The 26,798-nt window shown below is 70.3% G+C and carries 25 protein-coding genes; 12 read left to right on the top strand and 13 right to left on the bottom strand.

Features of this window, described 5'->3' with window-relative positions; translation table 11 throughout:
• Positions 1–416: 416 nt before the first annotated feature.
• On the bottom strand, positions 417–1,856 hold the full coding sequence (locus A4R44_RS15800) for a GMC family oxidoreductase (protein ID WP_067580677.1): 1,440 nt from the start codon (positions 1,854–1,856) through the stop codon (positions 417–419).
• A 141-nt stretch (positions 1,857–1,997) separates the two neighbouring features.
• Between A4R44_RS15800 and A4R44_RS15795 the strand changes: the two genes are divergently transcribed.
• Positions 1,998–3,434 (top strand): aldehyde dehydrogenase, encoded by a 1,437-nt coding sequence (locus A4R44_RS15795; protein ID WP_067580675.1) that lies wholly within the window; start codon positions 1,998–2,000, stop codon positions 3,432–3,434.
• A gap of 45 nt (positions 3,435–3,479) precedes the next feature.
• Here A4R44_RS15795 and A4R44_RS47930 read toward each other — a convergent pair whose 3' ends face one another.
• The 5 genes from A4R44_RS47930 to A4R44_RS50320 all read right to left on the bottom strand — a co-directional run bounded on the left by A4R44_RS47930 (position 3,480) and on the right by A4R44_RS50320 (position 7,267).
• Positions 3,480–3,620 carry a hypothetical protein gene (locus A4R44_RS47930; protein ID WP_157904881.1) on the bottom strand — a complete coding sequence of 47 codons (141 nt, stop codon included), beginning with the start codon at positions 3,618–3,620 and terminating at the stop codon, positions 3,480–3,482.
• A gap of 194 nt (positions 3,621–3,814) precedes the next feature.
• Complete coding sequence (locus A4R44_RS52350) at positions 3,815–4,078, bottom strand: serine/threonine protein kinase (RefSeq protein ID WP_093572898.1); 264 nt, start codon at positions 4,076–4,078, stop codon at positions 3,815–3,817.
• A gap of 570 nt (positions 4,079–4,648) precedes the next feature.
• A complete protein-coding gene (locus A4R44_RS15785; protein WP_067581257.1) occupies positions 4,649–6,004 on the bottom strand; it encodes a serine hydrolase in 1,356 nt (451 codons plus the stop codon).
• 87 nt (positions 6,005–6,091) lie between these two features.
• Positions 6,092–6,226, bottom strand: coding sequence for a hypothetical protein (locus A4R44_RS51730; protein ID WP_255366096.1), 135 nt, complete (start codon positions 6,224–6,226; stop codon positions 6,092–6,094).
• An 849-nt stretch (positions 6,227–7,075) separates the two neighbouring features.
• A complete protein-coding gene (locus A4R44_RS50320) occupies positions 7,076–7,267 on the bottom strand; it encodes a hypothetical protein (protein ID WP_202507720.1) in 192 nt (63 codons plus the stop codon).
• Positions 7,268–7,433: 166 nt separating this feature from the next.
• On the opposite strand from A4R44_RS50320, the gene A4R44_RS15775 reads away from it, so the two are divergent.
• From A4R44_RS15775 to A4R44_RS15740, 7 genes are all read left to right on the top strand, one after another.
• Positions 7,434–8,303 carry an oxidoreductase gene (locus tag A4R44_RS15775; RefSeq protein ID WP_095213405.1) on the top strand — a complete coding sequence of 290 codons (870 nt, stop codon included), beginning with the start codon at positions 7,434–7,436 and terminating at the stop codon, positions 8,301–8,303.
• A 198-nt stretch (positions 8,304–8,501) separates the two neighbouring features.
• On the top strand, positions 8,502–9,053 hold the full coding sequence (locus tag A4R44_RS15770) for an HAD family acid phosphatase (RefSeq protein ID WP_067580671.1): 552 nt from the start codon (positions 8,502–8,504) through the stop codon (positions 9,051–9,053).
• A gap of 783 nt (positions 9,054–9,836) precedes the next feature.
• Positions 9,837–10,523: a DUF5313 family protein gene (locus A4R44_RS50310; protein WP_232791624.1), complete on the top strand. Its 687-nt coding sequence runs from the start codon at positions 9,837–9,839 to the stop codon at positions 10,521–10,523.
• A 41-nt stretch (positions 10,524–10,564) separates the two neighbouring features.
• Positions 10,565–10,909, top strand: a complete 345-nt coding sequence (locus tag A4R44_RS15750; protein WP_067580659.1) for a metalloregulator ArsR/SmtB family transcription factor — start codon at positions 10,565–10,567, stop codon at positions 10,907–10,909.
• Positions 10,906–11,076, top strand: coding sequence for an SRPBCC domain-containing protein (locus A4R44_RS50305; RefSeq protein ID WP_232791623.1), 171 nt, complete (start codon positions 10,906–10,908; stop codon positions 11,074–11,076). The genes A4R44_RS15750 and A4R44_RS50305 overlap by 4 nt, the downstream gene beginning before the upstream one ends.
• Entirely contained in the window at positions 11,073–11,408 is a 336-nt protein-coding gene (locus A4R44_RS15745; protein WP_232791622.1) for an SRPBCC domain-containing protein, read from the top strand. Before A4R44_RS50305 ends, A4R44_RS15745 begins: the two co-directional genes overlap by 4 nt.
• A gap of 211 nt (positions 11,409–11,619) precedes the next feature.
• Complete coding sequence (locus A4R44_RS15740) at positions 11,620–12,417, top strand: sigma-70 family RNA polymerase sigma factor (protein ID WP_095213366.1); 798 nt, start codon at positions 11,620–11,622, stop codon at positions 12,415–12,417.
• Between the two features lie 132 nt (positions 12,418–12,549).
• On the opposite strand, the gene A4R44_RS15735 is transcribed toward A4R44_RS15740, so the two are convergent.
• Positions 12,550–13,272, bottom strand: a complete 723-nt coding sequence (locus tag A4R44_RS15735; protein WP_067580657.1) for a TetR/AcrR family transcriptional regulator — start codon at positions 13,270–13,272, stop codon at positions 12,550–12,552.
• Between the two features lie 51 nt (positions 13,273–13,323).
• Here A4R44_RS15735 and A4R44_RS15730 point away from each other — a divergent pair, with 51 nt between their 5' ends.
• Positions 13,324–14,754 carry an MFS transporter gene (locus tag A4R44_RS15730; protein WP_067580655.1) on the top strand — a complete coding sequence of 477 codons (1,431 nt, stop codon included), beginning with the start codon at positions 13,324–13,326 and terminating at the stop codon, positions 14,752–14,754.
• Positions 14,755–14,922: 168 nt separating this feature from the next.
• Positions 14,923–15,414: a hypothetical protein gene (locus A4R44_RS15725; protein WP_067580652.1), complete on the top strand. Its 492-nt coding sequence runs from the start codon at positions 14,923–14,925 to the stop codon at positions 15,412–15,414.
• Here the strand turns inward: A4R44_RS15725 and A4R44_RS15720 are convergent.
• Together A4R44_RS15720 and A4R44_RS15715 are read right to left on the bottom strand one after the other, a co-directional pair.
• Entirely contained in the window at positions 15,408–16,730 is a 1,323-nt protein-coding gene (locus A4R44_RS15720; RefSeq protein WP_198545297.1) for an IniB N-terminal domain-containing protein, read from the bottom strand. The two genes, A4R44_RS15725 and A4R44_RS15720, sit on opposite strands and share 7 nt — an antisense overlap.
• 896 nt (positions 16,731–17,626) lie before the next feature.
• A complete protein-coding gene (locus A4R44_RS15715) occupies positions 17,627–21,070 on the bottom strand; it encodes an indolepyruvate ferredoxin oxidoreductase family protein (protein WP_067580647.1) in 3,444 nt (1,147 codons plus the stop codon).
• A 174-nt stretch (positions 21,071–21,244) separates the two neighbouring features.
• Here A4R44_RS15715 and A4R44_RS15710 point away from each other — a divergent pair, with 174 nt between their 5' ends.
• Entirely contained in the window at positions 21,245–21,703 is a 459-nt protein-coding gene (locus A4R44_RS15710; RefSeq protein WP_043836493.1) for an Lrp/AsnC family transcriptional regulator, read from the top strand.
• 292 nt (positions 21,704–21,995) lie between these two features.
• Here A4R44_RS15710 and A4R44_RS15705 read toward each other — a convergent pair whose 3' ends face one another.
• A complete protein-coding gene (locus A4R44_RS15705; RefSeq protein WP_067581253.1) occupies positions 21,996–22,601 on the bottom strand; it encodes an acetate uptake transporter family protein in 606 nt (201 codons plus the stop codon).
• 291 nt (positions 22,602–22,892) lie between these two features.
• Here A4R44_RS15705 and mftR point away from each other — a divergent pair, with 291 nt between their 5' ends.
• On the top strand, positions 22,893–23,537 hold the full coding sequence (mftR, locus tag A4R44_RS15700; RefSeq protein ID WP_067580642.1) for a mycofactocin system transcriptional regulator: 645 nt from the start codon (positions 22,893–22,895) through the stop codon (positions 23,535–23,537).
• Between the two features lie 238 nt (positions 23,538–23,775).
• On the opposite strand, the gene A4R44_RS15695 is transcribed toward mftR, so the two are convergent.
• The 3 genes from A4R44_RS15695 to A4R44_RS15685 form a co-directional block, all read right to left on the bottom strand.
• A complete protein-coding gene (locus A4R44_RS15695; protein WP_067581251.1) occupies positions 23,776–24,531 on the bottom strand; it encodes a vWA domain-containing protein in 756 nt (251 codons plus the stop codon).
• A gap of 182 nt (positions 24,532–24,713) precedes the next feature.
• Complete coding sequence (locus A4R44_RS15690; protein ID WP_067580640.1) at positions 24,714–25,652, bottom strand: MoxR family ATPase; 939 nt, start codon at positions 25,650–25,652, stop codon at positions 24,714–24,716.
• Complete coding sequence (locus A4R44_RS15685) at positions 25,649–26,770, bottom strand: NDMA-dependent alcohol dehydrogenase (protein WP_067580637.1); 1,122 nt, start codon at positions 26,768–26,770, stop codon at positions 25,649–25,651. The genes A4R44_RS15690 and A4R44_RS15685 overlap by 4 nt, the downstream gene beginning before the upstream one ends.
• Positions 26,771–26,798 lie beyond the last annotated feature (28 nt).

Genomic DNA, 26,798 nt, shown 5'->3' with positions numbered 1-26,798 from the left:
TCCCCAAGCCAGCAGCCAGCCGCCGCCCACGCCACCAGCCGTGCCAGCCCCCAGCCGCTCCCCAAGCCAGCAGCCAGCCGCCGCCCACGCCACCAGCCGTGCCAGCCNCCAGCCGTCCCACCCCCCAGCCGCTCCCCAAGCCAGCAGCCAGCCGCCGCCCACGCCACCAGCCGTGCCAGCGCCCGCCCGCCGCCCAGTTGCCACAGCACCGCCCCGCTGACTCGGCGGCAGCCGGGCAGCCGGGCCTGTGCCCAGCAGGAGCCGCTCTGCCTGGTGTGGCCTCGTGAGTGGCGATCCCGGTTCTCACCGGCATCGCCGCCACTCACGACACCCCCTCATACAGCCAGCCGCTGCCCCGGCGGCCACGCGCCCAGCAGCCCGCTCCGCCCAGCGACGTCGCGCGTGGCACGACGTCCTCAGGCCAGCAGAAACTCCGCCATCCGCTCCCCCATCAGCACCGCAGGCGCGTTCGTGTTCCCGCTGATCACCCGCGGCAGCACCGAGGCGTCCGCGACCCGCAGCCCGGACACCCCGCGCACCGCCAGCGTCGGATCGGTCACCGCCAGCTCGTCGGTCCCCATCCGGCAGGTGCCCACCTGGTGGTGATACGTGATCGCGGTGCGCCGCACGTACTCCCGCACATCCGCCGGTCCCGGATACAGTTCGCGCGCACCCCATTCCCCGGCCAACGCCGGGGCGCGGCCGATCAACCGGCACTGCTCCACCGACGCGACCAGGCTTTCGAAGTCCGCCGGGTGCGCGAGCGCGGCCAGATCGATCAGCGGCATCTCGGCCGGATCCGCGCTGCGCAGCCGCAGCGTTCCCCGGCTTTGCGGCGTGATCATGCCCGCCATCAGCGAGAACCCGGTCGGCGGCCCGGTCATCCACGGCTCGTACATCGGCACGCTGAAGTGGATCGGCTGGGTGTCCGGCACCGCCAGGCCCGGACGGCTGCGCCAGAACAGGTGCGTCTGCGTCACCGAAAGCCCGGTCCGCGGCGGCGCGACCGCACGCCGGTCGGTGGCGAAGATGACCGGCGACAGCAGGTGGTCGTGCAGGTTCTCGCCGACGCCCGGCAGGTCCGCGACGACGTCCAGCCCCAGCGCGGCGACGTCGTCGGCCGGGCCGATTCCGCTGCGCAGCAGGATCGCCGGGGACGCGAGCGCACCGGCGGCGAGCACGACCTGGTCGGCGAACAGCGGCTCCGGTTCGCCGTCGATCTCCGCCACGACCCCGATGCAGCGGTCGCCCTCGAACAGCACGCGATGCACCAGCGCGCCGGTGTGCACGGTCATCTGACCGGCGACCGGTTCGGCGTAGCAGAGCCAGGTGTTGCGCCGCCGTCCGCCGGCCATGGTCACCTGTTGCACGGAGACGCCGTCGAGGGTGCCGCTGTTGTAATTGTCGTTGAACGGCAGGCCGATCTCCCGCGCGGCGTCCACAATGGACTGCTGGATCGGCTGCAGCGGATCGTGCCGCTCCAGGTCGAGCAGGTCGCGTTCGGCCCGCTCGTACACCGGGCGCACGTCGTCCCAGGTCCAGCCGGGCAGTTCCCAGCCGTCGTAGTCCGCCGCCGCGCCGCGGGCCCAGATCATCGCGTTGAGCGAATGCGAGCCGCCGAGCACCTTGCCGCGCGGCAGGTGCAGGCTGCGGTTCCCGGCGTGCGGCTGCGGCACCGTGCAGTAGTCCCAGTCCTCGGCGGAGTGCCACAGCTCCCCCGCGCGCGACGGGTCGTGGATCGCCGCGTTCGTGTCCGGTCCGCCCGCTTCCAGCAGCGTCACCTTCGCGCCCGCGTCGACCAGCCGCCGGCACACCACCGAGCCCGCCGAACCCGCACCTACCACGATCACGTCCATGTCCTGATCCTGACCGGTTCCCCGGCCGCGCCCGGAATTGTCTTCACGCGCCGACAACGGGCGTGCCCTCGCGGACAAGACCGCCCGCCCGCCGCGCGCCGATACTCGGATGCGACCAGAAGATCGGGACTAGGGAGCACCATGGCGACACGCCTGTTCATCGACGGTCAGTGGACCGAGGCCGGCGGGGAGCCCATCCCGACCCGCGATCCGGCCACCGGCACCGTTCTCGAAGACGTCGGGACGGCGACTCAGGCCGACGTCGACGCCGCGGTCGCCGCCGCGCGCCGCGCGCTGGCCTCGCCGGAGTGGGCCGGGCTCGCGCCGGTGCAGCGGGCGAAGCTGCTGTTCCGCCTGGCCGACCTCGTCGACGAGCACCACGAGGAACTCGCCGCGCTGGAAACCCGCGACCAGGGCCAGCCGATCGGCGTCTCGCGCCAGGTGAGCGTGACCGGCGCGGCCGAGCACCTGCGTTATTTCGCCGGCTGGGCGACGAAAATCCAGGGCACCACGAACCCGGTTTCGTTCCCGGACACCCTGCACTACACGCGCCGCGAGCCGGTCGGCGTGAACGCGCTGATCACGCCGTGGAACTTCCCGCTGATGATCCTCGTGTGGAAGCTCGCGCCCGCGCTCGCCACCGGCAACACCGTGGTGATCAAGCCGAGCGAGGTCACGCCGCTGACCAGCATCCGGCTGGTGCGGCTGGCCGAGCAGGCCGGCCTCCCGCCGGGCGTGGTGAACCTGGTGACCGGCGACGGCCCGGTGGGCGCGATGCTGAGCTCGCACCACGACGTCGACCACGTCTCCTACACCGGCTCCACCGCGGTCGGGAAGCTGATCACCGCGGCGAGCGCGGAGTCCAACCTCAAGCGGCTCACGCTCGAACTCGGCGGCAAGGCCCCGAGCATCATCGCCGCGGACGCGGACCTGGACGCCGCCGTCGCGGGCAACCTCGCCGGCGCGACGCTGAACACCGGCCAGGTCTGCGCGGCCTACACCCGGTTCTACGTCGACCGCAAGCGCGAGCAGGAGTTCGTGGAGAAAATGGCCGCCGGGCTGGCGGGTCTGCAGGTCGGCCCCGGCCTGGAGGAGACGACCCAGGTCGGGCCGCTCGTGTCGGACAAGCACCGCAGGCACGTCGCGAACCTGGTGGCGACCGGCCGTTCCGAAGGCGCGGACCTGATCACCGGCGGCGCGGAAGTCGACCGCGACGGCTACTTCTACCAGCCGACGCTCTTCGCGGGCGTCACGGACTCGATGACGATCATGCGCGAGGAGATCTTCGGCCCGGTCCTGGCGGTGACGCCATACGACGATCCGGACGAGCTGGTCGCGCGCGCGAACGACACGCAGTACGGCCTCGCCGCGACCGTGTGGACCCGCGACATCCGCACGGCGCAACGCTATGCGGACGGGATTCGCGCGGGCGCGGTGTTCGTGAACATGCCGCCGATCCCGGACATGGCCGCTCCGTGGGGCGGGTACAAGGCGTCGGGCTGGGGCCGCGAGATGGGCCCGTGGGCGCTGGACGCGTACACCGAGACGAAGGCGGTTTGGCTGCACTACGGCTACTGAACGCTTTCGGGGCTCGGCGGTCCGCCCGGGACCGCCGAGCCCCGTTCAGCGGGCCAGTTCGGCCAGCGACAGCAGCAAATGCGCCGGCTCCGGGTACCAGATGTCCGAATGCGTCCCGGCTGGATTCCACCACCGCCCGCGCCGGAACCGCCACCCCGGCTCGACGTCGGCACTCCGCCAGTCCAATTCGGACCGTGAGCGTGCAGACACCCGACCGCGTCGGGCGGCGGTGCCCGCATGCGGCGACGTGCTCCGGGCGCAGCCTCCTGGCGCGGTGGAAGACCGTCCGCAGACCCGGTGGGCCTGCCGGTTTCCGGGTCCGGGTGTTCGACATGCGCGAGGGTGCGGACGACGTTCGCCGCCGCGGTCCCGTCCGCCGATCAGGGTTGGGAGCACCCCGAACCGGTCGCCCTCGGCCTCGTCGCGGGCGAGGCAGATCCAGCTGAACCCGCCGCGCGCCCGGCCTCGCCGCGGCCCACCGGGCTGCCGCATTCCACGCAAAACCGGTGCCGCTCCGGCAGTGCCGCGTCGGGCAGCACGGTGTCGAACGGGTCCGGCAGCCTCGCTTTCGGCAGCGCGACCCGCAGGTGCGGACGAGGAGTTCGTCGAGCCCGTCCTCGACCACCGAATCGTCGATCGCCCATTCCCGCAACTGCGGGAAGTACCCCAGCACGGTGTCCGCCGGAATCAGCCGCACCGCGTGGTCGGCCACCACGATGCCGAGCAACTGCCCGGTGGTGCGGTCGAACGGGGGACAGCCGCACAGGTCCGGGTCCGCGCGGCCCTCCAGCAGAGCGAGCGGCACCCGTTCGCTGTCCGTCGCTTCGGTGGTGGCGCGTACCCAGATGCCGTAGCCGAGGCGGAGCGGAAGGCTGTGGATCCGGACTTCCCGCCCGGATTCGACCTTTCGCCGGAGCGTGGTGCCGTGGCGCCCCGGAGCGGCCAGTTCGAGCAGCGCCAGCTCGCCGCGCGCCCGCGAGCGGCGGGACCAGCCCGGCCAGCGTCGCGGAACCCGCCGATTCCACCCGGAAAACGGTTTCCTCGCGGGCCGCGCGGGAGCAGGTCGGGACGTACCGGCCGCCGATCAGCACGCCGGAGCCGTGGAGGCGGCCGTCGGCAGCGTGGATCCGCGCCGGCCCCGGATCAGCGGCCACGAGGTAAAACCTTGCCCGGGAACGGCCTCCGGATCGTTCGGTTCGGGCGAAGCCGTCCGGTCACCCGGCGCGACGGGTCGCCCTCCCCGAGTGGACGTATCGCGCGCGGCCGGAGCCGTCGTCGCCAAGGAAGACCAGCGGCAGGTGGATTCCGCCCTGCGCTTCGCGAAGAATCAGGGTGTCGCCTTCGAGAAAGACCAGTTCGGATTTGCTGGCGGCGCTCAACTCCGCGGCTGTCCCTTTAGGACGTTGCTCCAGCCAGACCCGGCCGTCGTCGTCTTGGGAGACCACGAGATCGGCGACCGTGCTGACGTAAGTGCCGAGATACCGGTCCGCGGCGAAGGGCTCCGGCTCGGCAGGCGGACGGGGCGGCAGCGACACCTCGACGCCCCCGAATTCCTTGAGCAGCGCGGGAACGAGGTCGGCGTACAGGCTCATCGCGCCGCCGCCGTTGGTCAGCAGCGCCACCACCAGGTCGCTTTCGGGCACCAGCCGCAGGAACGCCGCCTGTCCGATGGTGTTGCCGTCGTGGCCGTAGACCTGGCCGGCCGGAGTGTCGAACAACTCCCAGCCGAGGCCCCAGGCATCGCCCATGATGCCGAGCGGCGGAAGGCTGACCTGCCGCTGAAGCATGGCCGCGGCGCTCTCCGCGCTCAACACTCCGGCACCGCCCGCGAGGTGCATGCGGGCGAAGGCGAGCAAATCCGCCGCGGACATCGCGAGCGACGACCCGGCCGGTCCGTTGGACCGCAGCATCGACCAGAACGGCGCGGGCACGAGGTCCGCGCCCGGCTCGGGTTCGAGGTGCCCGATCGCGGAACGGAACCGGATCGCGTCGAGAGCGTTCGGGGCGAAATGCCGGAGTTTGAGCGGCACGGCGAGGTGTTCGCGAAGGCAGTCCTCGTAATGCCTGCCGCGCAACACTTCCACCAGCCGCCCGAGGACGACGTACCCCGCATTGTTGTAGGAGAACAACTCTCCGGGCGGGAACAGCTGGGCGACGCCGTCGAGGGTCGCGACGAACTTCTCCACCGCGTCGTCGCCGGGGCCGGTGTCGGTGAAGAGGTCGCCCTCGAACCCGGCGGTGTGGCTGAGCAACTGGCGCACGGTGATGGCCGCGTCGCCCAGTTCGAGGTCGGGCAGGTAGTGCCGGACGGGAGCGTCGAGATCGACCAGGCCCTCGTCCACGAGCTGCAGGACGAGGGTGGCCGTCCACACCTTGGTGATCGAGCCGATTTGGAATACCGAATCGGCCGTGGCGGTGACCCCGGTGCCGAGATTGAGCACCCCGGCGGACGCGGTGGCGGTCTCCTCGCCGACCGCCACCGCGATCACCGCGGCGGGGACCCGGTGGTGTTCCAGCAGCGCGGGAAGGTCCTGCTCCAGCCGCCTGCGGAGAGCGTCGAGCTTGTCCATCCCGGGAAGGTATCGCCGCGCCGAGACCAGAAGTTCGTCTCCGGAGACGGAAAAATCCGCGTTCGGCTGGAGCACCGGACGAACTCCTCAGACGAGCACCTCGCCGTCCTTCGCGACCACCCGGCCGCCCGCGATCACCAGCGAACGCACCGGCGCCCGCGGCAACGCGTCCGGCACATTCTCCGCCGCCACCAGCACCACGTCCGCCCGGCACCAGATCATGCCGCTCCCGGCCCACGAACGAGCCCGCCCGCCGCGTCGCCAGCTCCACCGCCGCCGTCAGATCCTCGTCCCTCCGCAAGCCGTGCAGGAGGGCGAAACCGAGCGCGATCTGCAGGATGTCGCCNGATGTCGCCGTCGCCGTACGGGGACCACAGGTCGCGGATCCCGTCCGTGCCGAGCCCGACCGGGACCTCGCGCGCCGATGAATTCGAGCCATGGCAGCGGAGCCACCCGCACCGGCGCGACCGTCGCCAGCGAGATGCCCGCCTCGGTGATCCGGTCGAGCAGCGCCGCCTGCCGCGCCGGGGGAACCTCGCCCAGTGCGAAGCCGTGCGACACGGTGACCTTGCCCTGCAGCCCGGTGCGCACGGTCCGGTCCTCGATCAGCACGCACTGGAACGCGCCCAGCTCGCCGCCGTCGTGCAGGTGGATGTCGAGGCCGACGCCGCGTCGCTCGGCGATCTCGAACAGTCCGTCGAGCTGGCCGACCGGGTCGCGGTCGATGCCCGCCGGGTCGAGACCGCCGATCCGGCCCGCGCCCGCCGCCGCGGCCTCGTCGAGCAGCTTGCGCACCCCCGGCCGCCGCAGCACGCCGTCCTGCGGGAAAGCCACGATCCCGACCTCCACCGCGCCGCCCAGCCGCTGCGCGGCTTCCCGCACGATCTCGATCCCGCGCAGGCCAAGCCCCAGGTCGACGTCCACGTGACTGCGCGCCGCGGTGGTGCCGTGCCGCAGGAATTCGCGCAGCACCGTCTCGGCGATCTCGACGCTCGGGATGCCGAGCGCGTCCCGCTCGGCCCGCTCGTGCGCGATGCGGCCTTCAGTGCTCGCGACGCCGCCGTAGGAGACTCACGGCTTGCCCCACCAGCTGTTGTCGACGTGCGCGTGCGAGTCGACGAACCCGGGCAGCGCGAGCAGCCCGGCACCGTCGATCCGCTCGCCCTCGACCGGGGCCGAGCCCGCGGGCCGGACGTCGGAGACGCGGTCGCCGTCGAGCACGAGGTCGGCCGGGTCGCCGCCCCACGGGCGCACACCGGTCACAGTGCGAGAAGCTATGTCAATAGTATACCAAATTATCGGGTGGTTGTCCCGCGAGCCTGGCCCTGACACTCCCAGGACCGAGGGGTACTGGCCGCGCCGCGCCGCGCGCCGCACCATGGACGGCAGCCGCGGCGGCACCGGCGCGGCGGGAAAGAAGGGCGGAACATTGACCGACAACCTCCCCGGCGGGACGTTCACCTTGGCCGGGCACACCGTCGCCCGCCTGGGATACGGCGCGATGCAGCTCGCCGGACCCGGCGTGTTCGGGCCCCCGAACGACCGCGACGAGGCACTCGCGGTCCTGCGCACGGCCGTCGAGCTGGGCGTGAACCACATCGACACCGCTGATTTCTACGGGCCGCACGTGACGAACGAACTGCTCCGCGAAGCACTCGCGCCTTACGACGGGCTGCGGATCGTCACCAAGGTCGGCGCGGTGCGCGACGACAAGGGCGGCTGGATCCACGAGCGTTCGCCCGAGCAGCTGCGCGACCAGGTGGAGTCGAACCTGCGCAACCTCGGCGTCGAGGCGCTCGACGTGGTGAACCTGCGCGTCGGCGGCGGACCGGACGGGCACTCGCCGGTGCCGGGCTCGCTGGCCGAACCCTTCGGCGCGCTCGCCGAACTGCGCCAGCAAGGCAAGATCAAGGAACTCGGCGTGAGCGTGGTCGACGCCGAGCAGGTGGCCGAGGCGCAGTCGATCGCACCGGTGGTCACCGTGCAGAACTGGTACAACGTCGCGCACCGCGGGGACGAGAAGCTGATCGAATCCCTTGCTGCCCAAGGGATTTCCTATGTGCCGTTCTGGCCGCTCGGCGGATTCAGCCCCCTCCAGTCCGCGACGCTGGACAACGTCGCCGCCCGGCTCGGCGCCAGCCCGAAGGCGGTCGCGCTGGCCTGGCTGCTGCACCAGTCGCCGAACATCCTGCTGATCCCCGGCACGTCGTCGGTCGCGCACCTGCGGGAGAACGTGGCGGCGGGCGATCTGGAACTGCCCGCGGACGCGGTGGCCGAATTGGACACTATCGCCGGATAACGTCGATTCGGGGTGCTGACTGCTGACTGTCAGCACCCCGAATCGCAGAAGAAAACTGGACGATAGTTTCCGATGAACGGACGGCGAATTCCTCTCCGCTTCCGCGCACTTCACCAACGAACGACGGTGCACCGGAAGTCCGGGCGCGATTAGCGTCCTCGACGGCAGTTTCCGCCACGCTAAGGAGAAAACGCGCCGATGAACGTCAACCGCGCCTGCGCCGCTGTTCTCGCCGTCGCCGGGCTGATCGCCGCACCGGCCACCGCCCCGGCCGCGGCATCCGAGTTGCCCGGCTACGGCCAATGGCAGGCCGACGTGCGCGAAGCCCTCGACCCGGCCGTTCCCTGGCTGACCGACCGGGTCGCCAAGGGCGGGTCCGGGCTGGCGATCGTGCTGGACATCGACAACACCTCGCTGGAAACCGAATACCACCCCGGCGAACCGAACCGGCCGGTGCTCGCGGTCGCCCAGTGGGCGGGCCAGCACCACGTGTCCGTCCTCTTCGTGACGGCACGGACCAGTTCCTCCTCAGCGCGCACGCAGCTGAGCGACGCGGGGTATCCGATCGACGCGATCTGCACCCGCGAATCCGGCGAGGGCACCGCGGAAGGCAAGCAGCGCTGCCGCGCGGACCTGACCGAGCAGGGCTACACGATCACGGCGAACATCGGCAACCGGTCCACCGACCTCGAAGGCGGGGACTACGAAAAGGGCTTCAAGCTCCCGGACTACGACGGGCAGCTTTCGTAACTCGTGAGTGGCGATCCCCTCAACCGTCGAAGTGTCCGCGACGCCACGCGCACGATCGCAGGTCCTGGATCAGCTTCTCCTGCGCCGCCTTCGCCCGCGGATACCCGGAATCCGGCCCTGGCTTCGCACGTCGCCCGCACCAGATTCCCGGTCGAACGCTGGAAGAACTCCATGACATCGTCGACGGCGAACGACGGCGAGTTCGACACGTCCACCAGCACGTCGGCACCTCGCAGCACGCCGGGCAGCCCTTCGCCGGTCAACTGCACGACCTGAGAGCCGACCCGCCCGTTCCCGCCGTTCCGCCGCGGGCGTCGCCAGTCAGGACCAGACAGCACGCCGTTTTGTGACATCCGTGCCCGCTAAGCTCGCGAATGCCTGCCGGAACAGGAACGAACGCGCCGCCGATGGCGGAAAACGTCGAGGCCACCTCGGTGTTCGCGCAGGTCCGGCGGCGGCTGTTCGGGATCGGCCACCGGATTCTCGGCAGCGTCGCCGACGCCGAGGACGTCTGGCTGCGCTGGCAGACGTGCGACCGTTCAGTCGTCCGCAACCCGGGCGCGTTCCTCGCCACCACCACAACCCGGCTGGCCATCACCGCGCGCCCGGCACGAAACCTACGTTGGCCCGTGGCTGCCCGAACCCGTCGACACCTCCGCGGACCCGCGCAGATCGCCGACATCGTGCAGACCACCGAGGTGAGCGCGCCAGCTGGTCAGCCGGGCGCGCAAACACCCCGCCGCGGAACGCCGGACGCCCGGACGGCGGCTGCTCACCGCGTTCGTGGACGCCGCGCGCCCCGGCGACCTGGCGTCGCTGGAGAACCTGATCGCCGAGGACGTGGTCAGCTACTCCGATGGCGGCGGCGCGGTCCGCGCGACGCGGATTCCGGTGGTCAGCGCGGTCACGGTGGCGAAGTACGTCCGCGCGTTCGCCGACTGGTTCTGGTCCGGTGCCGAGGTGCGCTGGAGCGAGGTCAACGGCCAGCCCCCGGCAGTGGTCAGCCACAGTGTCGGCGTCGGCCAAGGGCGTCCACCGCGTGTTCTGGCTGAGGAACCCGGCCAAGCTCGGGGCGTATCCCGCCCGAGCCCGGGGTACCCGGCGGGGATGAAGCGACCCGGCCCGGTGCGCTGGCTGCACTACGTCTACGGCGGAGTACTCCCCGAGGAGTACCGCGAGTGGGTGCTGTACGACGCGACCGCGAAAACCTGGGTGCTGCGCTTCGCGTTCCGGATCTTCGCCGAGGCGCTGCCCTGGCTGATCGCGGGCTACGTCGTCCTCGCCCTGGTCACGCCGATGCCTGCCGGGATGATCGTCGCGGCGCTGCTGATCAGCCTGCTGCTGAGCCTGTTCCTCACCGTCACCAGCGCCGACGAACTCGCCGAGGTCCGCCTCACCAAGCACGGTTTCCCGCCCGGCACCGGGAAAGAAGTCCGCAAACGCCGCGGCGGCGCGTCGACCTGGCCGTGAAGCGGTTGCCGAACGCGTAACCGCTTGGTTACGCTTCCGCCGTGGACCTGGCCGCCAGTGCGATCGCCGACCCGGTACGGCGGGACATCCTGGCGCTCCTGCAACACCAGCGCCTGTCCGCCGGGGAGATCGCCGCGCGTTTCGCCATCAGCCGTCCCGCGGTGTCGCGGCATCTGCGCGTACTGCGGGAAAGCGGGCTGGTGCGCGACGAACTCCTGGGCAGGCAACGGTTTTACGCCCTCGACCCGCAGGGCTTCGCCGAACTCGCCGCCTGGCTCGCCCAGCTTCTCGCCCCGCCTGCCTGGCAGCAGCGGCTCGACACGCTGGAGACTGAGGTCCACCGCACCCGTCGCGACGCCTCCGCCGGAGAGGAACACACCGCATGAAACCCATGCCCGGCGCGAGAGCACACGGTCTCGCCGACAGCATCGACCTGGTTCTGCCACGCACCTTCCGCGCACCGATCGACGACGTGTGGGCCGCGATCACCGAACCCGAACGCACCGCGCGCTGGTTCGGCCCCGGGAGGGCGACGGGACACCCGGTCGGATGACCCGCGTCCAGATGCTGTTCGAGGAGGAGGCGCCCTGGATGGACCTTCGCGTCGACGCCTGCGAACCGCCGCGCCGGCTGGCTGTTTCGGCCACCGACGAATCCGGAGCCTGGCGCATGGAGGTGCGACTGGAGTCCCGAGGCGCGGCAACGGAACTCCAGCTGGTGCACCACCTGGACTCCGCGGACACGATCCCGGACGCCGGTCCTGGCTGGGAGCACTACCTCGACCTGCTCACCGCCGCCCCTGCCGGCACGCCGCGGCCGGACTTCGCCGACCGCCACCCGGCGATGCCGCCCGCTTGCACCGAATTGGCCGGAAAGTTTTCCTGACCGCCCGTCAATAGTCCACTTCGGACAGTCGGCGACCGAACGAAATGCCTTGAACGGCCACGACTTCCCCGTTCGGCTGACGGCGGCGACCGGCGCGGAATCGCACCGCAGGCTGCCGGGTCCGCAGCGGCATATGGAGTACACTGCTGTACCAGTTACTTTCAGTAGTCCCGCGTGACGAGGTGTGGGCCGGTCCGGTGGGAGGTGCACGGTGGAGGCGACACTGGGCGGCACGCTGGTCACCGAGGCGGACGAGGACGAGCGCACCGACGCCGAGCTCCTCGCCGCCGTGCGCGCCGGAGATTGCCAGGCTGGCGGGGAACTGTTCCGGCGGCACGTCTCGCTGATGCGCCGCGTCGCCGCCGGTTTGGTGCGCCAGCAAGCCGAACGCGACGACCTGGTCGCCGAAGCCTTCGCGCGCGTGCTCAGCACGGTCGCGGCGGGCGGCGGTCCGGAGTCGAACGCGCCGGCGTATCTCGTAGCCACGATGCGAAATCTCTTCGCCCGGTGGAGCCGCCACGAAAACCGTATCGATCTGTATGCGACTGTTCCGGAACCCGTAACTCTTGACGGCGGCGCTGACGAACTCGCAGTCATGCGCTCCGAAGACCGTCTGGTGTGGTCGGCCTACCGAACACTGCCCGGCCGCTGGCGAACGGTGTTGTGGCGGATGTCCGCCGAAGGCGACACCCCGGCGGAACTCGCCCCGGTGCTCGGCGTTTCCCCGAACGGCGTCGCGGTGCTCGCCCGGCGCGCCCGTGAGGGACTTCGGCAGGCGTACCTGCAAGTCCAGGTGCCGGACGCGGAATTGCCGCAGTGCCAGGAAGTCCGCCGCCGGATGGGCGCGTGGCTGCGCGGCACCCTGCCCGCCCGCCGGGCCGGAGTCCTCGCCGGACACCTCGCGGTGTGCGAACCGTGCCACGCGGTCGCCGCCGAACTGGCCGAGGTCAACCGCGAACTGCCCCGGATGACCGGCTGCTGCGGCCCGGCGATCCCGGAGCCCCGCTAGCCAGACCCCGCGGGATCAGACCGGCCGCGAAGACACCAGCAGCGCAGCTTCCAGATGCCCGTGAAGGACTCCTTGAGGGAACCTGAGCCCTTCACGGACCTTCCGCAACGCGCACCGAGCCCGCCACCCCCGCTACCCCGGAGTCCCGCCAGCCAGATTCTGCGTGATCAGGTTGACCATGAAGGCGAACCGGTCATGCCCGGCACCGGACGTCAGCTCCGCCGCGTACCGCCGGGTGTGCGGGAACTTCTCCGCCGGCAGCCCGCTGAACCGCTCCATCAGCTCCTCCTGGCTGAGCACCCACTCGCCGCCGTGCTGCTGCCGTTGCTGGACGAGCGACCGCTCCCAGGCATACGCGGTGACGTAGAGCGTGAGCGAATCCAGCGCCCACGCGGCGGTCTGCGGTTCGATGCCGCCGGCCAGCAGGATCGCGAAAATCCCTTCGCTGACGCGCAGCGTTTCCAGATGCGTCGGGACCATCGCCAGCGCGGCGCGGGAGACACCGGGGTACTTGAGGTACAGGTCGCGGATCTGCCCGTAGACGTCCAGGACCTGCTGCCGCCAGGTCGCCGGGTCCGGTTCGGGCAGGTCGATCTGCGCGCAGAGCCTGCCGACGAGCAGATCGTCGAGGTCCTCTTTGTTGACGATGTGCGCGTACAGCGAAGACGGCCCGGTGCCGAGCACGGCGGTGACCCGGCGGACGGTCAGCGCGTCGTAGCCCTCGGTGGCGACGACCTGCAGTGCGGCGTCGGTGATCCGGTCGACCGTGATGGGTTCTTTCCGCGGTTTCGGCGCGCCCTCGGCGCCGGCGGACGCGTGCCGGGCGGCACGGCGCTCTCGGGGGGCAGCGGGCATGTCGTCACTATAGCTTGACACGAACTTAGTTCGTCATTTAGAACTTAGTTCGTGACTACTGAACTTAGTTCGTCAAGGCGCGTCGAGCCACTTCCGCTGGTCCAGGCGTGGCTCGTGCTGGCGGTCGTCGTGATCGCCGATCTGATGGACCTCATCGACACCAGCGTCGCGGCTCTCGCGGGCCCCTCGATCCGCGCCGACCTCGGCGGCGGGCCGATGACCCTGCAGTGGGTGCTGTCGGCCTACACCGCGGCGTTCGCGCTCGGTCTCGTGACCTCCGGCCGCCTCGGCGACCTGCTCGGCAGGCGCAGGCTGTTCCTGCTCGGCATGACCGGCTTCACCCTCGCGTCGCTGGCCTGCGGCTTCGCCCCCGGCCCCGGGTTCCTGATCGGAGCCCGCGTGTTCCAGGGCCTGTTCGGCGCGGCGATGATCCCGCAGGGCATCGCGCTGGTGAAGGTCGTCTTCCCGCCTGAGCGGCTGCGCGAAGCCCTGATGCCGTTCGGCCCGATCATGGGCCTCGCCACCGTCGCCGGACCGATCCTCGCCGGATGGCTGCTGCACCTGAACCTGTTCGGCAGCGAATGGCGCTCGATTTTCCTGATCAACGTCCCGTTCGGCGTCCTCGCCGGGCTGCTCGCCCTGCGTGTGCTGCCGCGGCACAGCGGCGAGGACCGCAGCGCCCGTCTCGACCTGCGCGGCGTCGGCCTGCTCACCGCCGCGTCAGCGCTGCTCATCGTCCCGCTCATCCAAGGCCGCGAACTCGGCTGGCCCGTCTGGACGTACGTGCTGATGGCCGCCGGCGTGGTCGCGTTCGTCCTCTTCGCCAGGTCTGAACGCCGCAGCAGCCACCCGGTCATCGCGCCGTCCCTGTTCGCCAAGCGCGGCTTCGTGTTCGGCCTGCTGATCACCGGCGGGTTCTACGCCTCCCTCAGCGGATTCGTGCTCGTCGTGAACCTGCTGCTGCAATCCGGTCTCGGCTGGACGCCGCTGCGGTCCGGGTTCGCCCTTCTCCCCTGGGCCGCCGGCACCGCGATCGCGACCCTGCTGTCCGGCGCGGCACTCGCCGCGAAACTCGGCCGCGCGTCCCTCCGCTTAGGACTGGTCATCGCGGTTGCCGGCCTGCTGGCCCTGTGGTGGTCAATCGCGCACTGGGGTGCCGCCAGCACTAGCTGGCAGCTCGCCCCCGCCCTCTTCGTCACCGGCGCCGGTTCCGGGCTGTTGTTCATTCCGCTCTTCGATTTCATTCTCGGCGACGCGACCCCCGAAGAAGCCGGCAGCGGTTCCGGAATGCTCAACGCCGCCCAGCAATTCGCCGGAGCCATTGGCGTCGCCGCACTCGGCACAGTGTTCTTCGCCCGCGTCGGACCTGCTGCCACGCCGTCCTGGATCCCTGCCGCCGAACTGGTTTTCGGCCTCTGCGCCGGTCTCTGCCTCGTAGCGCTGGCCCTCGTCGGATTCCTCCCGAAACACACCGCCCACTGAAACGAGCGACGCAGTGTCGAAAACCGCTCTGATTCGCCGTCGCCCGGCTTCTGTCCGAGCAGGACTACCACGTCATTCTCACCGCTCGGGCCGAATCCCTTGCCGCGCAACTCCCGAACGCCACGGCGTCGCGGCTCGATCTTTCCACCATGACCGCCACCCGGCTATGTGGCCGAAACCTTCGGCCGCCTCGACGCGTTGATCAACAATGCCGGCTACGTCGTCGATTTCGCCACGCTGTCCGCGCTCGACGTCGAGCTGCCCGCCGTCCAGTCCGCATTGGACATTGACGTACTCGGCCCGTGGCAGTCGACGCAGCTGTTGCTTCCTTCGCTGAAAGCCGCTCCGGCGCATTCCTTCGCCAAGAACACGCTGACTGGCGTGCTCGCCTCGGCACTGCGGAACACGCCGATCCTCGTCGACGCCGTCGATCCGGGAGAAACCGCCACGCACCCCGAACGCGGTGACGAGGACATCGCCCGCCCGGCACGCGAAACCGCCCGCGGCGCGGTGTGGGCCGCGACGCTGCCGACCGGCGGCCTCTTCCGGGACAGCGAACTAGTGCTGTCTCTGCTGCCCGGCACGGAAAACACCGCGGGCCCGGACCGTGACCGGTCCGAGCCCGCGGCGGGAAAACCCTTAGTGCGCCAGGATCAGTGACCCAGGTGCAGGCTGTCCAGGTGCACGTTGCCCGCGTGCGGCTCAAGGCCGCCCGCCACGTCGTGCAGGTGGTTCTGAACCTCGTTGAGCACCGGCGCGGCGTGCGAGGCGTCCGGCAGGTCGCCGGTCGTCGCGTGCTGGGTACCGGTCTCGACGGCGTCCTGGACGGTGCTCGTGACGTGCTGAGCAGCCGCGCTGACGGCCGGCGCGTGCGCGGTCGCGCCCTCGATCGCGTGGGTCAGCGAACCCGCGTTCGGGGCGGCAGGCAGCGCCGGAGCGTGCGGCAGTTCGCCGACACCCGGAACCTGCGGGAGCTCGCCCGCACCCGGCACCTGCGGGAGCGCACCGACACCCGGGACCTGCGGGAGCGCACCGACGCCCGGAACCTGCGGGAGTTCGCCCGCACCCGGCACCGCCGGGAGAGCCGGAACGGCCGGGAGACCCGGAACCGCGCTGGTGGCGTGGTCCAGCGTGCCGGACAGGTCGCCCGCCTGGGTCAGGTCGCCGGTCGCCTGGGTCAGGTCGGCGCGGAGGTCGTCGCCGTGGACGCCGACCGGGGTCGAGCCGATCGCCTCGTTGACGGTGCCCAGCAGGTCCGAGCCGCCCTGGCGGACGTCCTCGACGATCCCGCTGACCGGGCCGCCGACGACCGGGAGCTTGCCGGACTCGGACACGACGGCCTTCCAGGTCAGCGCGTCGCCGAGGTGGTTGGTGGTCGCGTCCACCGCGGAGCCGACGAGCTTGCCGTCGAAGACGTGCTCGCCCACCGCGTTGACGGTGTTCTGGGTGTCGATCGCGGCGGCGTCGACGATCGGGCCGACGACCGGGACCGAGTGGGTCGCCGCGGCGACGTGGTCCAGCACGCCGGAGACCGCGCCCAGCGCACCGTGGGTGACGGTGTTCAGGCCGGTCGCGTCCGCGACGTTGCTGACCCCCTCGAAGACCGGGCTGAGGTTCGGCAGGGCACCGGCGAGACCGCCGAGGCCCTCGCCCGCCTGGTGCGCCACCGGCTCGGCAGCGGCGTTCACCTGGTCGAAGGCACGGCCGAGGTCAGCGGACGGGATGCTCGGCGCGGCGGGCAAGCCCGGCACGGCCGGGACGCCCGGCACCGCGGGGACCGCCGGGACGGCGGGAGCGGCGGGCAGCGGGGCGCTGTCCATGACCAGCGGCATGATGTCCTGGACGTCCGAGGGGTTCAGCTCGCCCAGACCGGCGCCGTTCAGCACCCCCTGCGGGTCGGCCTTGTACTCCGCCAGCGACTGCGGGTCGTTCAGCAGGTTCAGCGCGAATTCATGCAGAGTCTGCACCGGGCCCATAGTTCGTATTCTCCTGTGGTGACAACGGATCGGGGTGGGGTGTCCGAGAAACGGACGAGCCGGCCCCAGAGCCGGCTCCTTTTCCGAACATAGGACTCCGCCGGATGCCCGCCATCGGGGGGTCACCCGGGTTAGCCGGGGCACCCACTAGGGACTTCACCGCTCCCCCGATTAGGGGCATTAGGGGATTCGGCTCGTCCGCGCTGGTCACAGGGCCGCCGTCGAGCCACCCCGCCGGGCGCCGCCCAACCCACCGTTCGGGGGACGGACGCGGGTCGCCGGGAGAGGTTCGCCAGGACCACCCATTGGTGTGACACCTACAAGGCTTTTCGCGCCGAGCCGGACGCGGCGGGAGGCCGGGACGGCAGGACGGCAGGGGACCGGGAAGCCGGGACGGCAGGACGGCAGCGGGCCCGGACGGCAGGAGGCCGCGAAGCCGGGACGGCAGCAGGCAGCAGGCCCGGACCGCAGGAGGCCGCGAAGCCGGGACGGCAGCAGGCAGCAGGCCCAGACCGCAGGAGGCCGCAGGCCCGAACGGCAGCAGGCAGCAGGCCCGGACCGCAGGAGGCCGCGAAGCCGGGACGGCAGGAGGGCCCGGACCGCAGGAGGCCGCAGGCCCGAACGGCAAGAGGCCCGGAGGGCGGAAAGCCGGGAGGCGGGCTTCCTGCTGCCGCCGGGCGGGTAGCTGGGCGATCCCGGTCCAGTGACCACAGCCGGGCTCGTGAGTGGCGATGCCGGTGCGACCAGGCGCAAGCGCTTACGACAAACCCGCGCCGCCGGTATCCAGCGCGCAGGTTCTCGTGGGTGGCAATGCCGGTGCGAACCGGCATTGCCACTCACGAGGCCCCGGCAGCAGCCGCGCGAACCAGCCGGACCGCCCTGTCGCGGCTGCCGCCTCAGGCAGTGGCGACCCGCACCGAGTCCGGCGTTTCCAGCTCCCGCAGCAGTTCCTCCTGCCGCCGCCGGTAGGAGGCCACGTTCGCCAGCTTGATCTCCTCGTACCCGCGCACCGAATCCGGCAGCGCGGCCAGTTCGACCAGCCGGGTGTCGCCCCGGTCGGTCGCTTCGAGCGCACGGGTCAGCGCCTGCCGGTACTCCCCGATCAGCGCCCGCTCGACCCGCCGGACCTCCGCGCGGCCGAACGGGTCCAGCTTCGTCCCGCGAAGCTTGCGCATCGCCCGCAGCGCCGCGAACGCGGGCCGGAAACCGCGGCCGCCGAGGCTGATCTTGCGGTTCATGCCCAGCGCGCGCAGCACCGGCGGGTGCAGCCGGTGCGCGAACCGCGTGCCGGCGCCGAACTGGGCTTCGATTTCCGCGGTCAGCTGCGGGTCCAGCGACAGCCGCGCCACCTCGTACTCGTCCTTGTAGGCCATGAGCTTGTAGAGGTTTCGTGCGACCGCCTCGGTCACCGAAGCACTGGCGCGGGTCCGGACCCGCTCGACGAACTCCGCGTACTCCCGCGCGTAGCGCTCGTCCTGGTAGGCGATGAGGTCCGGGACGCGCAGGTCGAGCACCCGGGCGAGTTCGCCGTCGGCCCGGACCACAGCGCGCACGCGGCGGACCGCTTCCGCGTCGGCCGCGGCCGGGGCCGGGGCCTCCGCCGACGGGGAGAGTTCCGCGTTGAGCACGTCCGGGTCGGCGACCAGCTGCCTGCCGCGCCGGAACGCCTGGAGGTTCGTCTCCACCGCGGTCCCGTTGATCCTGATGGCCTGTTCCAGGCTTTCCGCGGTGACCGCCAGCGAGCCGGTCTGGTACGCCGCGCCGAGCTGGAGGATGTTGGCGAACTGGTCGTCGCCGAAGATCTGCTCGGCGAGGCCGCGCGCGTCGAGGTAGTGCCCGGCCGCGGTCGCGTCGCCGAGTGCGCCGCGGATGCTCGACTGGTCCGGGTAGGAAACTTCCTTGTCCACCACCATGCGCCCGGTCGGAACCTCCGAAGTGGACACCACGGCGACCGTCCGCTCGGCGTCGGCCACGCCGAGGTACGCCGGGTCCGCGGCGACCAGCGCGTCGCAGGCGAGGTAGAGGTCGCACTCCCCGTTGGCGAGTTTCGGGGCCTGCTCGACCGCGCCGGTGGAGATCTTCACGTCCGAGACGACCGCGCCGCCCTTTTGCGCGAGGCCGGTCTGGTCGAGGGTGCGCACCTGTTTGCCGTCGAGAACCCCGGCGACCCCGAGGATTTGCGCGACGGTGACCACTCCGGTGCCGCCGATGCCGGTGATCCGCACGGCGACGTCGGACCGGGTTTTCGCCGGATCCGGCAGGACGTCCGCGCTGATCGGGGCGAGCTGCCGCCGCTTGACCTCGCCGGTCGGGACGACGGTCAGGAACGACGGGCAGTCGCCGTCGAGGCACGAGTAGTCGACGTTGCACGAAGCCTGGTGGATCTGGGTTTTACGGCCGAACTCCGTCTCGACCGGTTGCACCGAAAGGCAATTCGACTTCACGCCGCAGTCGCCGCAGCCTTCGCAGACGCGTTCGTTGATGAACACCTTGCGCGCAGGCGTTTCCTGCTTGCCCCGACGGCGCTTGCGCCGCTTCTCCGCCGCGCACTCCTGCTCGTGAATCAACACCGTGACCCCGCGATGCGCCGCCAGTTCTTCTTGCGTACGAAGAAGTTCCGACCGATCGCGCACCTCGACCCCGCGCGGCAGCTTGCGTTTCCGCAGCCGCCGCGGAGCGTCCGACGTGATGACGACCTTCGCCGCGCCCTCGGTCAGCAGCAGCGCAGCCACCTTCTCCACGGACAGCCCGCCGACAGCGTCCTGACCGCCGGTCATCGCGACCGCGGAGTTGTAAAGCAGCTTGTAGGTGATGTCGACGCCCGCCGCCACCGCCGCGCGCACGGCGAGGCTGCCCGAGTGCATGAACGTGCCGTCGCCGATGTTCTGCATCAGGTGCGGCGTCTCGACGAACGGGGCCATGCCGATCCACTGCGCGCCCTCGCCGCCCATCTGCGTCAGCCCGACGACCTCGCCGACCTGCTCCGGTTCCATGAACAAAGCCATGGTGTGGCAACCGATTCCGGCACCGACGAGCGTGCCGTCCGGGACCTTGGTGGACGAGTTGTGCGGGCAGCCGGAGCAGAAGTACGGCGTGCGAGCCAGCAGCGGCACCGCAATCCGCTCGCGACGACGCCGTTGTTTCCACGCCGCAACCGGTTCCGCTTCCGGCAGGCGCTTGGCCAGGCCGCTCGCGATGCGGTCCGGGTCCAGTTCGCCGAGTTCGGTGAACAGCACCTGGCCGTGCGGATCGGACTTGCCGTACACGCGCGGCGCGCCGGTGCGGCCGTAGAGGATCTCCTTGATCGCCGGTTCGACCAGCGCCCGCTTCTCCTCGACCACCAGGATTTCGTCCAGGCCCTCGGCGAATTCCTTGATGATGCCCGGTTCGACCGGGTACACGACGCCGAGCTTCAGCAGCCGGATGCCGTAACGGGACAGCTCCGATTCGTCGAGGCCGAGCATCCGCAGCGCCTGCCTGAGGTCCAAATAGGACTTCCCGGCGGTGACGATGCCGACCCGGTCGTCCGGTCCGGATCGGACGATCCGGTTGATTCCGCTGGCCCGCACGTATTCCATCGCGAGCGGCAGCCGCACGCGGTGCAGGCTGTGTTCGAGCGTGATCAGCTCCGGCCCGAGCAGGCGGCTGTTCGGCTGGTGCTTGTACGCGCCCTCGGGCATCTCCGGCGCGGTCCATTCCGAATCGACCAGCGCGGTGCCGCCGGAATCGGCGACGTTCGCGACGATCTTCATCGAGGACCACAGCCCGCTCGCGCGAGAAAGTTCGACGGCGTGCCTGCCGTGCTCCAGCACGTCCTGCGAGTCGGCCGGGAAGAACACCGGCATCGCGAGGTCGGCGAGCGCGTGCTCGGACGCACACGGGATGGTCGAGGATTTCGCATTGGGGTCGTCGCCGACCAGCGCGACCGCACCCCCGCGCGGATCGGTGCCGGCGAGGTTCGCGTGCCGCAGCGCATCGGTGGCGCGGTCGAGGCCAGGGGCCTTGCCGTACCACATGCCGACCACGCCGTCCGGACGCATCGTGCCTGCTCGGGCGGCCAGCTGGCTGCCCATGACCGCCGTCGCGCCGAGTTCCTCGTTCACGCCCGGCTTGTGCACGATGTTGTGCTCGGCCAGCAATCCCGACCGGCGCGCCAGCTCCAGGTCGAACCCGCCGAGCGGCGAACCCTGGTACCCGGACACGAAGGCCGCCGAATCGGCGCCGTTCCGGCGGTCCAGCCGGATCCGGTCGAGCAGGACGCGCACCAGCGCCTGCACCCCGGTCAGGTAGACAGTGCCCGCTTCGCGCACGTACCGGTCTTCCAACGTGAAGGCGTTCATCCGCACTTCCCTTCCGCACGCCATCAAGCCCACGGGCACCCGCCGCTGGGACGTGAGCCACCTCACCCCACGCCTGAGCCCGGCGCAACGTGCCCGGCCACTGTAGTGGCAAGGACGCAACGGATGACGCGCGAGAGGGCCGATCAGGCAGATCCGTTGCGTACGATGCCGCTCATGGCCGAAGAACTGCTGGACGCGACCGACCACGAGATCATCGCGTTGCTCCGCGAGGACGCCCGGCGCACGTTCTCGGACATCGCCGGGCGGGTGTCGCTCTCCACCGCGGCGGTGAAGCGGCGCGTCGACCGGCTCCGGGAGAAGGGCGTGATCACCGGCTTCACCGTGCAGGTCGACCACGCGAAACTCGGCTGGGGCATCGAGGCGTTCGCCCAGCTGAGATTTTTCGGCAGCACGAACGTCGCCGAGATCGTCGAGACCACCACGCGAATCCCGGAGGCGCAGGCGGTGTTCACCATCGCAGGCGACCCGGACGCGGTCGTGTGGCTGCGCAGCCGCGACATGGCGCACCTGCAAGCCACGATCGACGAACTGCGGCGCAGCCACCGGATCACCAGCACGCGCACCCTGATCGTGCTCGACTCGTGGGTGCGCGGCGAGGACCGGCCGGAATGACCTTCGGGCAGTGCTGCGGCGATCCGGCTGCCGCTCGGGCATCTTCGAGGTGACGCCGAAAGAGAGCCCGGGGTTCTGGTGCTGGAGGGCACGATCGCGGCGGCCCCTATCTGGCCGCTGACGGCGCACTGGCCAGTCGCCGGACGGCTGTCCCGCACTCAGCATCAGCGGCAAGCGGCTCGGGTCCGCCACTGACAGAAATCCAGCCGCCGGACTGTCCTCTTTCGTCGTGGACTATCCGGCCGAGGCGGCTGCCTGATCCTGTTCCTGCACGAACCGCTTCGCGGAGTGGTCAGCGCCTGCCGATCGGTGCCGTCGGCAGCACCGTGCGGCCGAAAGTGGCGTTGGTGACGACGGCGAACGAGCCGTACCAAGCGACCACCGCGGTGGCGAGTCCGAGCCAGCCGCCGATCTTGCCCGCGCCTTCCGCACCGCCCAATTCCCCGATTGTGAGGAAAAGGAAGGTCAGGAACAACAGGACGAACACTCCGATCAGGACGGCGTTCGTGCGCAGCGACGCGATCATCATGTAGCCGGTGAAAATGGTGAACACCAACAGGAACATCCCGGTCGCGGTCGCCGCGTCGGCGGGCGGGATCTTCGCCGCGAACTGCCAGACGTAGAAAGCGAAAGCCAGCCAGAACGCGCCGTAGGTGCCGAACGCGGTCGCGCCGAAGGTGTTGTTCTTGCGGAACTCCCACATCCCGGCCAGCAGCTGGGCCAGTCCGCCGTAGAAGAGGGCCAGTGGCAGGACTACCGGTTCGACGGCCTGGGGGACGAGTCCGGCGTTGACGGCGCTCAGGACGAACGTGGTGGCGGCGAAACCGGCCAGGCCGAGCGGTCCCGGATCGGCGATGCCAGTGGCGGTTGAGGCCGGGCGAGCAGCGGTCTCACTCATCGGATCCTCGATTCTGCTTTGCGGCAGGATCTTCACATCTGACACCTGGCGCAACAGACTTGTCCACTGTCCATAACGTCCCTCTTTCGAGTGGCTATGAGGGAATGCCGCGTGGCGAATCGGCGAATAGGGTTTGTTTCGGGCGTTCCGTCTTTTATCGCGCATTCTTCGTCAAGTCGACCGTCCATTGTGGATATCTCCGAGCGGCCTGGCGGTGGCCGCAGGCGCCACTGGGGGTGCGTGACCGAGTAGTGTCACCGGGTGACAGAAGCACCCGCGGGAGGGGGAGGCATGCCTGCTGATCCGGTCGGCGAGTCCGGCGAGGTGCGACCTCGGCGGGGCCGCCCTCGGGGGACCAGCGCGCGGCAGCTGGAGGAAATCGCGCTGCGGCTGTTCACTGAGCAGGGGTTTCACGAGACGACGGTGGATCAGATCGCGGCCGCGGCCGGGGTGAGCAGGCGGACGTTCTTCCGGTACTACGACGCCAAGTCGGATGTGCTGTGGAACGAGTTCGACTCCGAGGTGGACACGATCCGGGAGTCGCTTGCCGAGGCTCCGGAGGATGTGCCCGTGCTGGAGGCGGTGCGCCGGGCGGTGCTGGCGGCCAATCATTATCGCGCTGAGGATGTGCCTGAGCTGCGGATGCGGATGAATCTGCTCAGCACGGTCGCGGAGCTGGCGGCTAGTGCTACTCGGCATTATGACGCTTGGGAGCGGGCGGTGATCGGGTTCGTGGCTCGGCGGACGGGGCAGGCCGAGGATTCGCTGTATCCGCTGGCGGTGGGGCGGGCGGTCCTTGCCACCTGCCGGGCGGCTTATGAGCGGTGGTCCGCTCGGGCGGATGCTGATTTGACGTTGTATCTGGATGCCGGGTTGCGGGCGTTGGCGGCTGGGTTCGCCGATGAGGTGCTGGTCGGGGAGCCTGGGCCGGATTAGGGTTCGGCTTCCTCGCCTGGCGGCGACATTGCGCCCCTGGTTGCGGTGGGCACCCCGAAGCTGATGGTGCTGACGGGAAGCTTCGTATCGGGGTGCCCGGGGGGTGTGGATGCACCGTTCGCTGGGTGCACCGGCTGCGGTTTCGCGAGCTGGGATAGCGCCCCAGGCGGCGGGCGGGGCGTGCAGGCAACGGTCGTGAGGGGAACCCTCAGGGAATCAGGGTCGGTGAGGGTGGCCCTCACGGACGGTCTAACAGCGCGGCTAGTGCGGCGGGGGCGGCCGCGGCGCCGCTTAGTGGTTGCCAGCGGGCACCTGATTCGCGCGCGAAGCGTTCGGCTTCCTCGCAGTCCTCGGCTGGCGCCAGGATCAACAGTTCTTCGCACGCGCGGGCTGCGGGCAGCGGGTCCTGGTCATCTGTGGCTCGGCAGTCCGACAACAATAGAACCGTTTTCCTCGCTGCGCGTGAGGAAGCCAGTTGCTCATTCGCCTTCCGTAAGGCTGCCGCCAATGCGGTGACTCCGTGTCCTCGCAACGACAACACCGATTCCACCACCGCGGCCTTCGACCGGGAGGATCTCAGCGGGCGGATCACCTCCGCGTTCCGGGCGAAAGACACCACCGCGTGTTCCGCTGGGGCCCGCCACGAACAAGCCGCCGCGGTGAGGGCGGCTGCGGCCAGTCGGGCGCCGGTCATTGAGCCGCTGGTATCGATTACCAGGCATAGCGCCAATTCTGGTCGTGCCCAGCGGCGGGACACCAGGTCGTCCAGTGCTGGGACCCTGCCGACCGCGGCCGCGTCCACCAGTGCGGGCAAGGACCGGTCCAGGTCGAGTTCGCCGCCTCGGTCGGCCCGGTCGTGGCGTAGTTTTCCCACGCCCCGGCCCCGCGCGACGCCGCGTCTTGCGACGTCGATCATTAATCTGCGGGCCAGCGCTCGCGCCGCTGCGCGCAGGGACTCGTCGGTGGCTTTGCTCATTTCGACCAGCAGCGCCATTGCTTCGTCTGCGTCGTCGCGGAAGACCGCGTTGAACGCCTCCTCGTCCAATACGCCGACCTCGGGCGAGATTTCCGCGAAACGGCCGTTGCGGGAGAGTTCGGAGCGTGGGGTGGTGCTGCTCCGCGCTGAGCCTGGCCGGGGTGGGCGTTGCTGCTGCGGTGGGCCCGCCGGTGGCGGGCTCAGGCTTCCCCCGGCGGGTCACCGCCCTCGGAATCCGGCGGAGGGGATTCCTCGCCGAAAACCGCGATGTACAGCTCGTCGATCACCGATTCCGCGGTGCGTCCGCTGGATTCGTGCAGGCCGATTCGGCCGGACAACGCGGCCAGCGCGGCGTCGTGGCCGATTCGCCAATCCGTGGTCGAGGCGTCGCGGATGCGGGCCAGGGAAACTGCCAGTCGTACGACGTCGATCGCGCCGCGCACTGACGAACCGACTCGGACATCGGCGTGGTCGCGCGTGCGGCGTACCAGGTCTACGACTTGGTCGCGCCATCCGGCGGGGACCGCCGGGCCGCGGCGGGCGACGATGTCGCTTTCTTCGTCTTGGGTTTGGTAGCCCATCACGATTCGGCAGACCCGGTCGTAAATAGCCGACGAGATTCGGGCCGTGCCGACGGCGTCGAACGGGTTCATCGCGGCTACCAGACGGAATCCGTCCGCCGCGCGCACTCGGCCCAGGCGGGGCACGTGCAGTTCGGCTTCGGACATGACGGTGATCAGGACGTTGAGTGTCTCCTCCGGGATCCGGTTGATCTCTTCGACGTACAGCAGGCCGCCGGTGCGCAGTGCCTCGATGAGCGGACCGTCCACAAAGGTCTCGGGCACATAGCCTTCGGCCAGTACTCGCGAAGGGTCGAACTGTCCGACCAAGCGGGCGGGCGTGAGCTCGGCGTTGCCTTCGACGAACACGAACGGTGAGCCGCCTGCTTCCGCGACGGCGCGCAGCAGGGTGGTTTTGCCGGTGCCGGGCGGGCCTTCGAGCACGACGTGTGCGCCGCAATCGAGGCCGGCCAGCAGGAGTTCGATTTCGCGCCTGCGGCCGACCACGTCCGCGGTCAGGAGGGGAACCGCGGACTGCGGACCGGAAACCGGCCCGCAGTCCGCGGACAAAGCCGTCACGGTGCGTCGTGGACCAGCACGCCGCGCACGTTCCGGCCCTCCAGCAGATCGTCGTACCCCTGGTTGACCTCGTCCAGGGTGTACGTGCGGGTGATGATCTCGTCCAGCTTCAGGTCCCCGCTCTGGTACAGCCCGAGGATCTTCGGGATGTCCGTGGTCGGGTTGCAGTCGCCGAACAGGCTGCCCTTCACCGTCTTCTTGAACAGCGTCAGGATCGAGCCGGGGAGGTTGACGTTGTTCACCGACAGTTTGTTCAGCCCGGTCAGCACGATCGTGCCGCCCTTGCCGGTGGCGTTGAACGCGCCGGTCACGATCTCCTCGGTGACGATGCCCGCGGTGACGATCGTCTTGTCCGCGCCGTTGCCGTTGGTGAACGACTGCGCCAGCTCAGCCGCTTCCTCCGGCGTCGCGACCGCGTGCGTCGCGCCGAGTTCCATCGCCTTTTCGCGCTTGTTCTCCAGCGGGTCCAGCGCGATCACGTTCTTCGCGCCGGCGTAGCGCGCGCCCTGCACCGCGTTGATGCCGATGCCGCCGACGCCGGACACGACCACCGTCTCGCCCGGGCGTACGTTGGCCGCGTTGACCGCCGAACCCCATCCGGTCGGGACGCCGCAGCCGACGAGTACCGCCTTGTCGAGCGGAAGATCGTCGTCGACCTTCACGACCGAGTTCTGGTGAATGGTCGAGTACTGGCTGAACGTGCCGAGCATGCACATCGCGCCGTACTCCTTGACCGGGCCCGGGCCGCTGAACGGGAACCGCTCGCCCGGCAGGTAGCCCTCCAGGATCGTGGCGCCCATGTCGCAGATCGCCTGCTGCCCGGTGGAACACCAGCGGCACGTGCCGCAGTTCGGGATGAACGAGCACACCACGTGGTCGCCCGGCTTGACCCGGGTGACGCCGACCCCGACGTCCTCGATGATTCCCGCCCCCTCGTGGCCGAGCACCATCGGCAGCCGGGCCTCCAGGTCGCCGTGCGCGATGTGCACGTCGGAGTGGCACAGTCCGGCGTGCGTGTAGCGGATCAGCACCTCGCCCGGGCCCGGGCCTTCGAGATCGAGTTCGACCACCTCGATCGGCTTGCCCACCTCGTAGACGACCGCTGCTTTCGTCTTCATCCGGAACTCCTTTGTTCGAGCGGGCGGA

Source organism: Amycolatopsis sp. M39, assembly GCF_001651785.1.
GTDB lineage: Bacteria > Actinomycetota > Actinomycetes > Mycobacteriales > Pseudonocardiaceae > Amycolatopsis > Amycolatopsis rubida.
The sequence above is the reverse complement of the archived record's forward strand: the minus strand, read 5'-3'. Positions and strand labels throughout refer to the sequence as shown.